This window comes from Brevibacillus sp. SKDU10, assembly GCF_001645205.1.
In the GTDB taxonomy this organism is placed as follows: domain Bacteria; phylum Bacillota; class Bacilli; order Brevibacillales; family Brevibacillaceae; genus Brevibacillus_B; species Brevibacillus_B halotolerans.
In genome coordinates, this window is the sequence record NZ_LSSO01000168.1 from 1 (window position 1) to 13,811 (window position 13,811).

Sequence of the window (13,811 nt, forward strand, 5' to 3'; positions counted from 1 at the left end):
AAAAAGTTCCTCACTACTAGTGAGGAACTTTTTTTCAGTCTGTGTAAAGCATACGGTTTTCAAGTCAATTACCCAAGAAGCCAATTATGCTTCATGCAAAATAGGTGTTGGTTTCGTTTGAGTATTAGACATATGCTGTTTCAGACGTTCGTTGTACCCATTTACCCAGAGTGCATCAATCATTTCAAATTGTTCTTTTGTAAGTGGAGCTACTTCAGAAGCTAGTGCAAATTCTTTCAACGTTGCATCGCTAGTAATGTTAGGAAGAACGCTTACTACACTTGGTCTAAATAAAGAGAACTGGATTGCTAATTGCCCAATGGTTCTATCTTTGCCATCAAATAGGCCTTTTTGTTTCATTTCCTGTACAACCTCAACGCCAGCTTGCATCCAAGCTGTAGGGCGATGACTACGATGATCGCTCTTATCAAAGTGTTTATCAGGGTCATAGCTGCCATCCAATAAACCGGAAGCGTGAGGTACGCGAACGATCAGCGCGCGCTTTTCTTGTTCAGCAATTGGGAATAAATTGCGTGCAGGGTCTTGCTCAACAATGTTATTGATAATTTGAATGGCAGCATAGCCTGGACGCTTCAAGGCAGCGATGGATTCATCCTCCCAGCCGATATCAGGTCCCATTGCTGCTCCGTAATGACGGATTTTTCCTTCTTCTTTCAAACGCTCCAATGTTTCATGAATCTCGTCACTTAGTACGGATTCCATACGTGGATTGTGTAGTTGATAGAAGTCAATATAATCAGTACCTAGTCGTTTTAAGCTTTGCTCACAAGCATAGCGAATATTTTCTTTGGACCAGTTTTGCGGCAATTCAGAATGCCCTTTTCGTTCACCAGGAATATTATAAATGTCGTAGCCAAATTTCGTAGCAATGACAACCTTGTCGCGAATATCGCCAAGTGCATCTTTTAGGATGGTTTCTCCTAAACCATTTCCATATACGTCGCCTGTATCAAAAAAAGTTACCCCATATTCATCATAAGAAGAGCGAAGCAAGCGTTTTCCCATTTCTACATCAGAAACGCCCCACCATTTAGTTGCTACAGACCATACGCCGAAGCCTACTTCAGAGACAGAAAGATCTGTGCCGGGAAGAGTTCTGTATTTCATAGATAATCTCTCCTTCTTAATAATAAGAATAATAATCAACTATGCCTTATCTTACCATGATTGTTTTACGCTTTGAAAGTTCTTATATACTTACATGTGACTGAATGGTGTCAAGTACTGTCAATCTGACAAAAAGCAGGAAGCAACAAAACAACCTATCCAAAGCCAGTGATGTAGGGCAGGGATAGGTTGTAAGGCATGCTTTATTGATTCATATAGGGCTGGCCTGGCTTTTGCTGAGGTTCTTTTCCAGGTCGCTTCATATTATTAGCTCCGGGCATCTGTGTTCTGGTGCCTGGCTGTTGTCCATTCTGATATGGCTGTTCCCTTCTTATAACATCACTTGGGAATTGAGGAATAATACGTCCCGTGATATCAGCCAGTTCTTCCAAAATGCCTGCTACAGGTCGGCCATTCGTCATATCAGCTTGTACTTCTACTAACCGTTGACGCAAATCCGCATCAGCAGTTACTAAGGCAGTAGCACCTTGCGGATCTTCCTTGAGGGCCTCGGCTACAGAATATTTAATAACCCCTACTTCGGGCCGATCTAGCTTATCGTCTACATCGATAGCTACAATGGCATATTTGCCTAATACAACGGCTGTAGAATTTTTAACGTTTTTTACATTGTTTGCCAGTTTAACCAAACGGTCGGCTGTAGCTTGCGGAGATTGATCATAGCGAGGGGTAGGCTGTGTTTGTTCTACCCGCTGTGTTTTTGATTTAGCTGGATGACTGCCTTGCTGGGAACCTGCTACATTTTGAACGCCTTCAGGGGTTCCTGCTCCTTGCGTCTGCGGTTTTTGATTATTGGTTTGGCAAGCCGCAAGTACTAAGCAACAAGCTAGAGTATAGATAAGTCGTCTCATGTTTTGTCCAATCCTTTCCACGGGAGCTTACTTTCGAGTATTATGCCACTAGTGTTTGCTCCCCATTGCTTTTTATACGAACGGACAAGGAGTTCGTCTATCTTTTATTCTTGCTACATAGAAATGGACTATCAGATAACTTTTACACGCTCTTCCTGTAGGTCAGGTTACCCTAAAAAAAGCGAAGAAAGAAAGGAAATCCAGCAAACAAGATGACAAATTGTGCATAAAATATGGAAGATGGGTAAGGGGAGGCGAATCATGATTTGAAAAAAATCTATGTAATTGATACCAACGTACTCCTGCAAGATCCAATGGCGATCTACTCCTTTCACAACAACGATATCGTCATTCCGGCAGTCGTATTAGAAGAAGTGGATTCAAAAAAACGGTATATGGATGAAATTGGTCGTAACTCTCGGCATGTATCCCGGCTCTTAGACCGATTGCGACTCAGTGGTCATTTGCATCAGGGTATACAATTGGATACGGGGGCTACTCTACGGGTGGAATTAAATCATTCTACGATGGGGAACATGCAGAAACAATTCCATGAGATGACTAATGACAATCGAATCCTAGCAGTCGCACTTAATCTACAAGAGGAAGAAAGGACCACTGGCCAAGGACGTCCTGTCATTTTGGTTAGCAAGGATGCTTTAATGAGAGTCAAAGCAGATGCATTAGGGTTAACCGCAGAGGACTTTTTATCGGATCGAGTGGTTCGGGAGTATTCAAGCATTTATCTTGGCTATCTAAACCGAACGGTCCCCTCAGATGTAATTAAGTTGTTTTACAACACGCGCCGTCTTAGTCTGAAGACAGTCTTCCCTTATGAAGACTTCTATCCCCATCAATTCCTGATTTTAAAGGACGAATGTAATCCATCTATTTCTGCTATTGGTAAAATTGATGGAGAAGCGAGATATTATGAGCCTCTTGTCTCCAATGATGATTCCATTTGGGGTGTGAAGGCTCGCAATGCCCAACAAAAAATGGCTATTGAATTATTATTGCGAGATGATGTCCCTTTAGTAACGATGACAGGGAAAGCAGGAACGGGAAAAACCCTGATTGCACTTGCCGCGGGTTTGTTGCAAATTGAGGATTTACAAAAGTATAAGAAATTGCTGATTGCAAGACCGATTGTGCCAATGGGAAAAGATATTGGGTACCTTCCCGGTGAAAAAGAAGAGAAGCTTCGTCCTTGGATGCAGCCCATCTACGATAATCTGGAGTATCTATTTAACACAAAGAAATCTGGTGACCTAGAAAAAATTTTAGATGGGATGGGAAGCATTCAGGTGGAGGCTCTGACTTATATCAGGGGAAGGTCCATTCCGGGGCAATATATTATTATTGATGAAGCGCAGAATTTGACAAAGCATGAGGTCAAAACCATCTTAACTCGAGTAGGAGAGGGCTCTAAAATTATCTTGATGGGCGATCCAGAGCAAATTGACCACCCCTATTTGGATGAAAGCAATAACGGACTTACCTATGTGGTTGAAATGTTTAAGGATCAAAAGTTAGCGGGTCATATTAAGCTAGAAAAAGGGGAGCGCAGCGTGTTAGCTCAATTGGCTGCTGATATTCTCTAAGGTGTATTGTCAGTGTAAAAGAATGTATAAGATCAGGGTGTCTTAGGTAAAATATATTTGTTGAGGTTGTTGGTAACGAATGTGTGGGATCACTCCAGATAAATCAGGCGACATTTCACTAGCCTGTGCTAGTGAAGTGCCTATTTTAATCAGGAGGCGAATGGTCGCACGCAAAAATCGTTATTACCCCAAATGAAATGGCTGATCATTTTTTCTTTAGTAATCGCTTTCTTAAAAGGTGGATGAACGAAAGAAGAGTGACGATTGCCTAAGCATTTAAAAACAACCCGACCAAAGGCCGTCTCTTTAAAGAGGCGGCTTTTGTACTTTTTGTTAGGTTATGTAATAGCGGGAAAAATGAGCTTATATAACAGAATATTGTGGACATGCCCGTCTTTCTTTGCACATACATATGTATCAAGGAGGGACTTTACCATGGTGACATTAGATTCAACCATTTCCTTTTTGATCTATATAACGGCCGTTTCCAGTGCAGCCGCTGGGGTAACAGAGATAGCCAAAAGCGCTATTCCTTTTCTTACGTATGATTATGTACCAGAAAATGATAGCTGTGAGGCACATTGTGAGGCTTGTAAAAAACAACAGCTAAAAAAGCTATTTAATCTCGTATTCTCTGTTGTAGCGGCAGGCTGTATCTTTGCTGAATTAGGTTTGGATCCCGCACAAATCCTTATGGGAGTAGAAACAGTCTATGTAGCTGATGCTTGGGGAGCCCGTATTTGGACATGGGGAATTGTGGCTGTGTTTGGTTCGCCTTTCTTTCATGCCATCTTAAAAATCCTACAAGGATACCAGCAGACTGTCAGCAACCATTTACCTCCTAAGCCAAAGCAGAAAATTAGTGGGAAGTAACGAAATCAAATTGTGTAAAAACTTGCGAACTTTATTCTCCCTAGGGTAAGATATCGATATTGCTTTGATTATACGGAACAACATACGATGAATGCCAAGGTAGGGGAACATAAAAGATGAGAAATTGGAAAATGAATGTGGGAAGTGCTGTACTTGCATCTGTTGTAGCGTTGACAGGCTGTCAGCCTACGGGGACCACATCTTTAGCTCCTACAGAAAACACAACCCTCGCTCCCGCATTTGATCCTGAAAATGCCAAGGAGTTTGGGATTCGAGGAGCACATGTTGGAGAAGGAATTAAAGAAGTCATGGATGCCTTGAAGCCGGAAAAATATGAATTTATGGATATGATTAGTCGAGAATCGCTAACGGTTGAACAGTTAGCAAAAGGCGAAGGAAATATTACTACGGGCATTTTATTTGCAGATCAGGCACAGGTATTGGTAACGGTCCAAAAAGGTGTAGTAACCAGTATCATGGTCGGTGGCATACCACAGGAGCAAAGTGATACATTTAAAACCAACAGAGGGTTGTCTATGTATGACAGTATAGACAAGGTGAAGCAGATCTATGGAGAAGTAGCTGGGGACAAGGAGCTTACGTATAAAGGGAGTAAATATCAAGTGACATTTAGTATAAATAACGGCAAGGTCATTGGCTATCGCTTCGATATGATGGCTGAGAATAGCTGATCTTACCAACAAAGAAGCATCTCCTACTGGGCGGAGATGCTTTTTATTTTTCGTTTGTGTATGTTAGAGATTCATTCGAATTTATGCAGAAGGAATGCCTGGATGCCAGTCCAGTATAACCTTATAACGGCTAGCTAGTTGATCCAGTAGCTCCTTGTGATTCGTGTCAACAATATAGATGGTTTGATCCTTAGCGGTAAAGGAAACCAGAATATACTGCTCCATTTGTTCATATGCTTCCTGATGATCATGAGTAAGAGGATTGTCTGAAAACCGAAAAAAGCTCACGAGATTAGCATAGACATATTGACGGTCATGTAAACTGATAAAACCATAATCGCTCAGCCTCGGGCTTGTCACGCCCTCTGGAAGCAACCACAAGGAGAAACATTCGGTTTCCGCCTGATATCTGGCAGCGATCTGCAATAATTGCTGTTGGTCGTCTTCGGTGGACACGATCATTAATTTTTTATCCCGATCGATTACTTTTACCTGTTCGCCAATCTTATGTACGAATTGTGCATAAAATCCGGGGAGCTTTCCTTTGGGCATTTCTATTTCCACACCATATACAAGAGGTACCATTGTTTTGCCTCCTATCTCTCTGATACTATAATACTGTAGCAATTATTGCCATTGTATGAAAAGACAACGGCTAAGGCAAGGGAAGGAGTTTTTTATGAACATAGAAGTGCGTTCTGTTGAATTGGGACCGTTTGAGACAAATGCTTATATGATTAAAAATGTGGAGACTGGGGAGACGATCGTGGTTGACCCAGGTATGAATCCTGGCCCCTTACTGCAAGCAATGAAGTCAGAGAAGGTAGTGGCTATTCTACTAACTCATGCTCATTTAGATCATATTGGTGGACTGACAGAGCTTCGAGAGCAAACGAAAGCGCCTGTATACATTCATTCAATCGAGCAGAGCTGGCTGACTGATCCTGAATTAAATGGTTCACAACGCTTTGGATTCGCACCCATTATCTGTGAACCTGCTGAATACATGGTAGAAGAAGGGCAAGAGCTTCAATTAGCAGGTCTGTCCATCCAAGTGTTACACACACCAGGCCATTCTCCGGGAAGTGCCACTTATGTAATCGGTCAGCATTGTTTTAGTGGAGATGTTTTATTTGCTAACTCAATCGGACGCTCCGATTTAAGAGGTGGAGATTACAATACATTGATTAGAAGCATTCAAGATAAGCTCTTTGAATTGCCTGACGAGACAATTGTTTATCCGGGGCATGGACCACTGACTACAATTGATCGGGAAAAAACATTTAATCCGTATGTTTCTGGTTCGCTTGGATAACTGTTCTATTTAGAAAAGCAAAAAGCTAGCAAGGATATTGGTTCCTGTGCTAGCTTTTTTGTATGGAAATTGAATTCTTCTACAAGATATTGAATTTCACTTTAATTTGAAGCTTGTGTTCATTCAAAGTGGCTTCTTGAACGTGAATGTTTGGGTTGATCAACGCAGGATAAAAGCTCAGGTCATATTCCTTTGCCATTTCCTCTGCTGTGCTCTCTGGAAGTTCATAACCATCAAACATTAGTTTGTTAATATGAAACCTTAATTCTGTGGGCGAGACCACTTCGTAAGAACCTATAATTTTCAAATTCACCTGATTGTAGTTACCTACTACTTCCAGCTGGTTATGGTCAAATGAAAAGTACGCATGCTGGAAGATCGGATCTTTTGAAAGCAAGAACTTATTAAATTCCTCCTCTGTAATCGTTAGCTTGTGAGTGAACAAGCCTTCGGACTGAATGTGATCCGGAGTAATCAGTTGAGGAAGATCCTGCATCACTCTAGCCAGCACGCCAAAAAAGTCTTGGAACACAGGTAAGCCGCGCGAACGCCAATCCTTAATAAGATTTTCCATTAATGCTTCCACAGAAGAGGAATCAGGCAATTTTTGCAGATTCTCTTCCTTCAACAGTTTAATGGCAATCATATCAGCAAGACGTTTTTCGTACATCTGCCGTAATTCTCTAATCTTTTTAAGCTGACTTTGCTTTTGTAAAGACAAGTCATTGGCGTGAGCTAGCTCTAGTTGAAAACTCTCCAGTTTTTTCATGTCACTGGTAAAAATGATTTCCAAAAGCCGTGCGCTTGTCAGCACCTGATTGAAATCGTCTGCACTAAACAGCAGGGTTAACAAATCATTTCGTTTCCCCATGTAATAGGCTCTAGCTACTTTTCCAGCATGTTTGCGTTTGGATGAGATCGTAAGTTCTTGCTTCTTTGCTTCTAGTTCAAGCTCTGCCAAATCCCGATTGAGTTTACTCTCATCCAGCTTTAAAAGCTGAAGATTACGCTCTAACTCCAGTTGGGTTAGATGCTGCTGCAAAATCGTTTTCTCCAAAGGGAGGGCTTCCTCCGCTGTAGCTAAAGACGGAGGAAGAGCCAACAAGAAACAAAGGAAAAATAGGATTCTTTTAGACATAGGCTTTTGTCAATAATTAAAAGGAGCCTTGTTGTAATTGAGATAGTGTAATAACTTCATCAGACTTAGGAAGTGTAAGTTCCCATTTAGGAGCTACATTGAAGTTAGAAGTCTTTTGTTCAAAGCTAAGCGCAATACCAATTGTGCCATATTCAGGTTTTTCTTTATCAGAAACCTTTACATCCCAATCTACTAATTGATATGGAATATTATTGTCTTTATCAACTACTACATAAGTATTTGCTTTTTGGATGTTAAAGTTTGATTTGATCAAATCTTTGTTTTTGTCGATTTCGGCAGAAACTTCTTTCAAACCTTTTTTCATTTCCTCAAGTTGATTGGAATCTTGTGCTAAGATATCTTTATAAGCAGGTGTTTCAGACATCACTTTAACCACTTCAGGAATCACATTATCTACTGTTGTTTTTAAGAAAGGAATCAAATTATCATTAGTTAATTTCATGTTGATAATACGATCAGCTTTTACATCAGCAGGTAGATTAGCAATTTCTTCTTTTTTAGCCTCTACAAAATAATCAGGACCATAGTGTTTAAAGAGGGAATCAACGATTTTAACAGTTGCTTCTTTTTGTTTTTTCATTGCTTCAGGTGAGAAATCAGGTACGCTTGCTGGTTGGCCTTGAGCTTCAGCCATTTGTTTCATTTCTTTATAATCAAGTTCAATGTATTTACCTTCTAATTTTTCCATACCAGGAATAAATCCAATAGCAGGAACCTTAATCCACATTTTATCTTGATTCATAATCATTGGTACTGAGAAAGTGGTGTTAACACCTTGCATATTTACTTTTGCATCAAGGATAAGTTCTGTTTGGAAAGGCTCTACAGATTGGTTTCCGCGATAGGAAAGCTCAGAATTTTTTAATACATCTAGAACCATTTTCGCCTGTGGATCTTTTTGTAGCTGCTCATCTGTGGCATCTACTTTGAATTTCAAGGAACCACTAAAGCTGTAAGAGTTCAAAGAAAGTTGTTTCTTGTAAGCTTCTTGTGCTACATCTTTTCCTGACTGCTGTTTAGCCCCACAGCCAACGAGAAGAAGGGCAAACATAGCAAAGATGGCAAGAAAGATTGGTAGCTTGGACTTAAACGTTTTCATGATAAACCTCCTAAATTTTTGCATAATACCTATACCATTATAGACGTTCTTTCCTCGTTTGTGTGTAAAAAAAAACGTTGTCATATTTTTAACGAATTTATTTGTTGTTTAAGGAGATGTAAATGCATGACATCAGAACTAAGAAGATATCTATGCAAAGAAATGAAAAATCAGAAGAATAAAATGATTCGATTTGTTGAATTCATGGCTATTTGTTTATATCATCAAGATTTTGGCTATTACATGAAACAGAGAAATAAGGTGGGGAAAAAAGGGGACTTTTATACTAGTTCTCAAGTGAGTAACATCTTTGGTGAAACATTATCTGATTCTATTCTCCTGTTTTTTAAGGATAACGAAATGATGAACCCTGTGTTGATGGAAGTAGGGGGAGGAACAGGAGGACTGATGGAACAGATTTTGACCAGAATCAGAGAGGTAGATGCCAAATTATATGCGAGACTGCGAGTAATTATGGTAGAAATAAGTCCATATCATGCTAACTTACAAAAAGTGAGGTTACAGGATTTTTCACTTCCAAAAATCTGGTACAAAACAGTAGAGGAAGCGGCCAGAAACGAGCGATTTCAGGGTGTCATTTTCTCTAATGAATATTTTGATGCCTTTCCTGTCCACTTATTGGAAAGGGTATGTGGGAAATGGCATGAAATCGGCATTGGCTTCGATCAAAAACGGGAAACAATCACCCAGCAAGCTAGCTTATCCACAGCATCAGAAAGGAAGCAACCAGCAGATTCAGATGAGGCTCAAGCTTTTATTTTTCATGAAGGATATATGCCTGAAATATCTCCGGAAATAACCGCTATCATCAATAAGCTTCCAACAGGATTACCAGATGGGATGCGCATAGAGGTACAGGCAGGAGTAAACGAGGTGATGATCGCCTTGAGCAGCATGCTAGAACGTGGACAAGTAATCAGTATTGACTATGGGGATTTAGCAGAGGATTTGTATCATCCTAGTCGAAAAAATGGAACTCTTGCTTGCTATTATCAGCATCAGATGAATGAAGATTATTTAGAGCGGCTAGGAGAACAGGACATAACCGCACATGTTAATTTTAGCAGATTGATCGAGTGTGGGGCTGAGGTAGGGCTTTTGACTAAATCGTTTACACGCCAAGATCAGTTTTTACTTGCAAATGGCATTTTAGACAAGGCTCAGGCACATCAGGACACTGATCCGTTTACTAGTGTAGCAATGAAGCGTAATCGAGCCATCCAGCAGTTGATTTTACCCAGTGGATTGGGTGGATTATTCCGAGTGCTGATACAAGAGAAGCGAATGGATAGAGAAAGAGAATAAATGCAGGTGAAGACTGGAAACAAACAAAAGAGCGAATACCTAAATGGAGTTCGCTCTTTGTCGTGCTTAACATAACTAATTTTACATTAATAAGTGCAGGAATGAATGTTCTCCTCCTGCTGATGCTGGTGGCATTCCGTAGAACGTGTAATACGTAAAGCCTACAAATGAAACAAACATAAAACAGAAGAAAAGATTCAAATAGGTTCTTTCCGTGAGACGCATATAACCAAGGGCCAGGAAAATGGCAGTCAATCCGAAGAACAACAATGACATAGGGAATAATTTACCCCAGAAGGCCATAATAGCAATCATTAGTGTCCAGAAGCTAAGTACGCGAAACATACGATCCATATGTATCCCTCCTTTGGCAGAACTTTTTGAAAAGATTGTCGTTTTCATTATATAGGACATGTCAAGCAGTGTAAACGGTTTAGGTTTGACAGAATTATGTCAGGTGTTCTTGTAGATTAGCGATTACATAATTGCATGACTCGCATCCGCCAATCATTGATGTTTCAGGTATTAGCTCAATATTGCCAAAGTAAGCTTGGAAAATACCCTCTAGCATAGCGTGATGCATTTTGCAGATGTTTGCCGGATGTTTTTTTGCAATTTCTGAAAAGGTACAGTTGAATACGCGGAAACGCACTTGATGATCATCAGTTACCTCAAACTGAGGACGCAAACCCTGTGCCAAAGCAATTCGGTAAATACAATCCAATTTGTCTTCTAGTGTACGTGAAGGAGTCAGTTTGTTTTTGTCCTGCGCGCGTTTAGCCGCTTCTAGACCCAAGCGTTTTCCCATCGTAACTAAAGCTTCCTGTCCTGCTACTCCCAAGGAAAGGAGCGATTCAATAGCAATGTCTGCCAAAAGCTGATAGTCTCTTGGAGGAAATTGCAGGCTAACAACCTCATCCGAAATAGAGTAAAGTCGACTAGGTCTCCCGCCCTTTCCGCTTTTGTCCAGTTGAGATTGGAGTAATTGAACGTCTTCCAATTTAGTCAAATGCAGACGGGCTACGTTAGGGTGAATGGAAAACTGTTCCGCCACTTCATGAACTGTTACAGGTTTGCTTGCATCGGTTACATATTGATAGATAGAAAAACGTGTGGGGTCTGCGAGGGCGCTGGTTAATTTTTGCGCCTTTTCCATTAAAAATCCCCCCTTTCAAAAACATTCGTCTTATAGTGTAGCCCATTTCTAGTGAATTGTTAAGCTTCTGTTATATATCTTTGATTTGTAAATAATTTTTATTAAGATTTTATATTAAATACTATTGACATAGTGTTTAATGAAGGACTAGAATCTACTATAGAAAGTAAAGTGACTTTATCAATACATGTAGATTACCATTAGACCTTTATTATATGGAGGAATGCAATATGGGAACAGCTATGAAAGATGCAAATCTCGGTACGTTGACATTTTTTACATATCCGAGCTGCACATCCTGTCGTAAAGCAAAAGCGTGGTTGGCTGAAAACGGAGTGAATTACGAAGAACGTCACCTGTTCAAAAACCCACCAAGCGTGCGCGAGCTTTTGGAAATAGCTAAGATGACGTCAAGCGGTCTGGATGAATTGTTATCAACTCGCAGTCAGAAATTCAAAGATTTAGACATGGATATTAACGATATGACCGTATCTGAACTATTAGAAATGTTAAGTGAAGATCCTGCATTATTGAAGCGTCCTATTTTAACAGATGGTGAACATCTAATTGTTGGCTACAATCAATCAGCTATGAAAGAATTTTTTCTATAAAAGGAATTGAGTAACGAATTGGATTTACCGCTATTTTATCATTTATCAAAAGAATGTCCACATTGTAACAGGCCTTGAACTGCTTTCCAGCACATTTGCAAGCAAGCCTTTACGAGTGGACTTTTTTTTGTTGTATATGAAAATAAATTTCTTAGACGTTGCTTCTCATGCTTGCTAGCAGGTAACAACATGTGAATTTGTTAAAAAAATCATTGATTCTACCTAAATATGAAGGGGAAACGGGTTTTCGCAACAAGCTTGTCCATACTACAATGGAAGCAGTTGCGAAGGGAGTGTTTGTCATGTACCAAAACATCTTAGTACATAAGCAGAATGGTATCGCTGAGATTATCTGCAATCGCCCACATGTACGTAATGCATTAAGCCTAGAGATGATGGAGGAATTGCAGGATGCTCTTACGAGTTGTGAAACAGATGATTCTATAAAAGTGATTCTGTTTACTGGAGAAGGCAGCGCATTTGTATCTGGCGGTGACTTACATCAGTTTGGAGCTGTTAAGGGAGAAGATTCCCTGCCTTTATTACAGAAAGCGGAACAATTATTGACCAGAATAGATTTATTTCGAAAGCCAACCATTGCGATGGTAAATGGTCCAGCTATCGGTGGCGGAGCTGAATTTGCCTGCGCTTGTCATTTTCGCTTCATGAGTGAGCTGGCTGTTTTTCGCTTTGTGCAAATTACGATGCATATTACTACGGGTTTTGGGGGTGGTAGTCGTCTTTTTGCGAAAATGCCAGAATCTATTGCGTTGCGTTTGCTGCTAACAGGAGAGAAGCTGGGGCCTGAGGAAGCTTTGCAAATAGGATTAGTGGAAGGCGTATATCAGGCGGACAAACTAAGAGAGAAGACATTGGAATTCGCCGCGGCGATTGCTAAGCAGCCCTTGAAGAGTATTTCAGCTTATATGAACATGCTAACTTGGAAGAAGAAAGGCGCGTCATTACAAGAATCGATTCAAATGGAGCTTGAACAATGTGCGACGTTATGGGGCAACGAAAATCATCTTCAGTATATAAGTTCATTCTTTCGTAAAGGCGAATAGCTAGGTTAAGTAGATTTACTCCCGTTTAAAGAACGGTCAGCTTGGGGATACTTTTTTCTAGTAATTGTTATTCTACAAGAGTAGGGAAAAGCATAGAATGAACTACATCGTTCTTATCAGTTAACGGGAGGGACTTTATATATGGTAGCTTCAAGACAAGATGCTTGGACGGAAGATGATGATCTGGTACTCGCAGAGGTAACGCTTCGCCATATACGCGAGGGCGGTACCCAATTGGCAGCTTTTGAAGAGGTAGGTCAGCGACTAGGGCGGACCTCCGCCGCCTGCGGGTTTCGTTGGAATAGCACTGTACGCAAGCAGTATGATGCTGCGATCTCTATTGCGAAGGCGCAGCGTCAGCAAATGAAAAAGCTGGGACGAATCCAGCCTGAAATTCGTTTGGATAACAAGATTTCAAGTGAACCCATAGAAAATAGTGCACCTGAGTCACGTGAAAAGCAAAAAAGTGAGCCGGTGATGGATTCAATTATTTCTCAACAGTTGCATCTACATGAAAGCACTGCTCAAGCTCAGGAAAGCAAGCCATCTGTAACGATGCCTATACCTACATTCACACATGCTATCGAAACGTCCAGAGTAATAAGTGAGGAACAGCAGGTGGAATCAGCTATTAGGCTGTTGCAGGGGTATAAAGATGTTGTTCGCAGGTTTAAACAATTAGAACGAGAATTAGAACAGCGTGAGCGAGAAATAAAAGATTTAAAAGAGCAAAATATGCAGCTAAGAAAAAATTTAGAGGATCATATTGGGGTAAACAACGATTATAAAGCGTTGCTGCAAATTATGGATCGTGCAAGACGATTGGCCTTTTTAAAAGAAGAGGAAACCTCTAAGCCAGTCTTTAAAATGGATTCAAATGGCAATCTAGAACGAATTGAATAATCGCGAAGATGG

15 protein-coding genes are annotated in these 13,811 nt (G+C 40.5%); 8 read left to right on the forward strand and 7 right to left on the reverse strand.

Annotated features, from left to right (window positions below; translation table 11 throughout):
* Positions 1–84 precede the first annotated feature (84 nt).
* Positions 85–1,128: an aldo/keto reductase gene (locus tag AYJ08_RS13905; RefSeq protein WP_064018232.1), complete on the reverse strand. Its 1,044-nt coding sequence runs from the start codon at positions 1,126–1,128 to the stop codon at positions 85–87.
* A 203-nt stretch (positions 1,129–1,331) separates the two neighbouring features.
* Positions 1,332–2,000 carry a YhcN/YlaJ family sporulation lipoprotein gene (locus AYJ08_RS13910; RefSeq protein WP_064018233.1) on the reverse strand — a complete coding sequence of 223 codons (669 nt, stop codon included), beginning with the start codon at positions 1,998–2,000 and terminating at the stop codon, positions 1,332–1,334.
* Between the two features lie 266 nt (positions 2,001–2,266).
* Here AYJ08_RS13910 and AYJ08_RS13915 point away from each other — a divergent pair, with 266 nt between their 5' ends.
* The 3 genes from AYJ08_RS13915 (at position 2,267) to AYJ08_RS13925 (ending at position 5,166) form a co-directional block, all read left to right on the forward strand.
* Complete coding sequence (locus tag AYJ08_RS13915) at positions 2,267–3,601, forward strand: PhoH family protein (RefSeq protein ID WP_064018234.1); 1,335 nt, start codon at positions 2,267–2,269, stop codon at positions 3,599–3,601.
* 435 nt (positions 3,602–4,036) lie between these two features.
* Positions 4,037–4,474, forward strand: a complete 438-nt coding sequence (locus tag AYJ08_RS13920; protein WP_064018235.1) for a hypothetical protein — start codon at positions 4,037–4,039, stop codon at positions 4,472–4,474.
* Between the two features lie 116 nt (positions 4,475–4,590).
* The gene (locus tag AYJ08_RS13925; protein ID WP_064018236.1) at positions 4,591–5,166 is read left to right on the forward strand and encodes a hypothetical protein; all 576 of its coding nucleotides are present in this window, start codon (positions 4,591–4,593) and stop codon (positions 5,164–5,166) included.
* An 81-nt stretch (positions 5,167–5,247) separates the two neighbouring features.
* Here the strand turns inward: AYJ08_RS13925 and AYJ08_RS13930 are convergent, their stop codons facing one another.
* Entirely contained in the window at positions 5,248–5,751 is a 504-nt protein-coding gene (locus tag AYJ08_RS13930) for a hypothetical protein (RefSeq protein WP_064018237.1), read from the reverse strand.
* A gap of 94 nt (positions 5,752–5,845) precedes the next feature.
* On the opposite strand from AYJ08_RS13930, the gene AYJ08_RS13935 reads away from it, so the two are divergent.
* Positions 5,846–6,481 carry an MBL fold metallo-hydrolase gene (locus tag AYJ08_RS13935; protein ID WP_031413432.1) on the forward strand — a complete coding sequence of 212 codons (636 nt, stop codon included), beginning with the start codon at positions 5,846–5,848 and terminating at the stop codon, positions 6,479–6,481.
* A 79-nt stretch (positions 6,482–6,560) separates the two neighbouring features.
* On the opposite strand, the gene AYJ08_RS13940 is transcribed toward AYJ08_RS13935, so the two are convergent.
* Positions 6,561–7,538: a hypothetical protein gene (locus AYJ08_RS13940; protein WP_231929111.1), complete on the reverse strand. Its 978-nt coding sequence runs from the start codon at positions 7,536–7,538 to the stop codon at positions 6,561–6,563.
* Between the two features lie 97 nt (positions 7,539–7,635).
* On the reverse strand, positions 7,636–8,739 hold the full coding sequence (locus tag AYJ08_RS13945) for a hypothetical protein (RefSeq protein ID WP_064018239.1): 1,104 nt from the start codon (positions 8,737–8,739) through the stop codon (positions 7,636–7,638).
* Between the two features lie 126 nt (positions 8,740–8,865).
* Here AYJ08_RS13945 and AYJ08_RS13950 point away from each other — a divergent pair, with 126 nt between their 5' ends.
* Positions 8,866–10,065 (forward strand): class I SAM-dependent methyltransferase, encoded by a 1,200-nt coding sequence (locus AYJ08_RS13950; RefSeq protein WP_064018240.1) that lies wholly within the window; start codon positions 8,866–8,868, stop codon positions 10,063–10,065.
* An 81-nt stretch (positions 10,066–10,146) separates the two neighbouring features.
* Here AYJ08_RS13950 and AYJ08_RS13955 read toward each other — a convergent pair whose 3' ends face one another.
* Both AYJ08_RS13955 and AYJ08_RS13960 read right to left on the reverse strand, forming a co-directional pair.
* Entirely contained in the window at positions 10,147–10,419 is a 273-nt protein-coding gene (locus tag AYJ08_RS13955; protein WP_064018241.1) for a DUF2626 family protein, read from the reverse strand.
* 94 nt (positions 10,420–10,513) lie between these two features.
* Entirely contained in the window at positions 10,514–11,221 is a 708-nt protein-coding gene (locus AYJ08_RS13960) for a helix-turn-helix transcriptional regulator (RefSeq protein WP_003336661.1), read from the reverse strand.
* Positions 11,222–11,451: 230 nt separating this feature from the next.
* Here AYJ08_RS13960 and AYJ08_RS13965 point away from each other — a divergent pair, with 230 nt between their 5' ends.
* The 3 genes from AYJ08_RS13965 to AYJ08_RS13975 all read left to right on the forward strand — a co-directional run bounded on the left by AYJ08_RS13965 (position 11,452) and on the right by AYJ08_RS13975 (position 13,799).
* Positions 11,452–11,832: a Spx/MgsR family RNA polymerase-binding regulatory protein gene (locus tag AYJ08_RS13965; RefSeq protein WP_081873119.1), complete on the forward strand. Its 381-nt coding sequence runs from the start codon at positions 11,452–11,454 to the stop codon at positions 11,830–11,832.
* Positions 11,833–12,023: 191 nt separating this feature from the next.
* Entirely contained in the window at positions 12,024–12,896 is an 873-nt protein-coding gene (locus tag AYJ08_RS13970; RefSeq protein WP_082890961.1) for an enoyl-CoA hydratase/isomerase family protein, read from the forward strand.
* A gap of 141 nt (positions 12,897–13,037) precedes the next feature.
* A complete protein-coding gene (locus AYJ08_RS13975; protein WP_064018242.1) occupies positions 13,038–13,799 on the forward strand; it encodes an RsfA family transcriptional regulator in 762 nt (253 codons plus the stop codon).
* Positions 13,800–13,811: the final 12 nt, after the last annotated feature.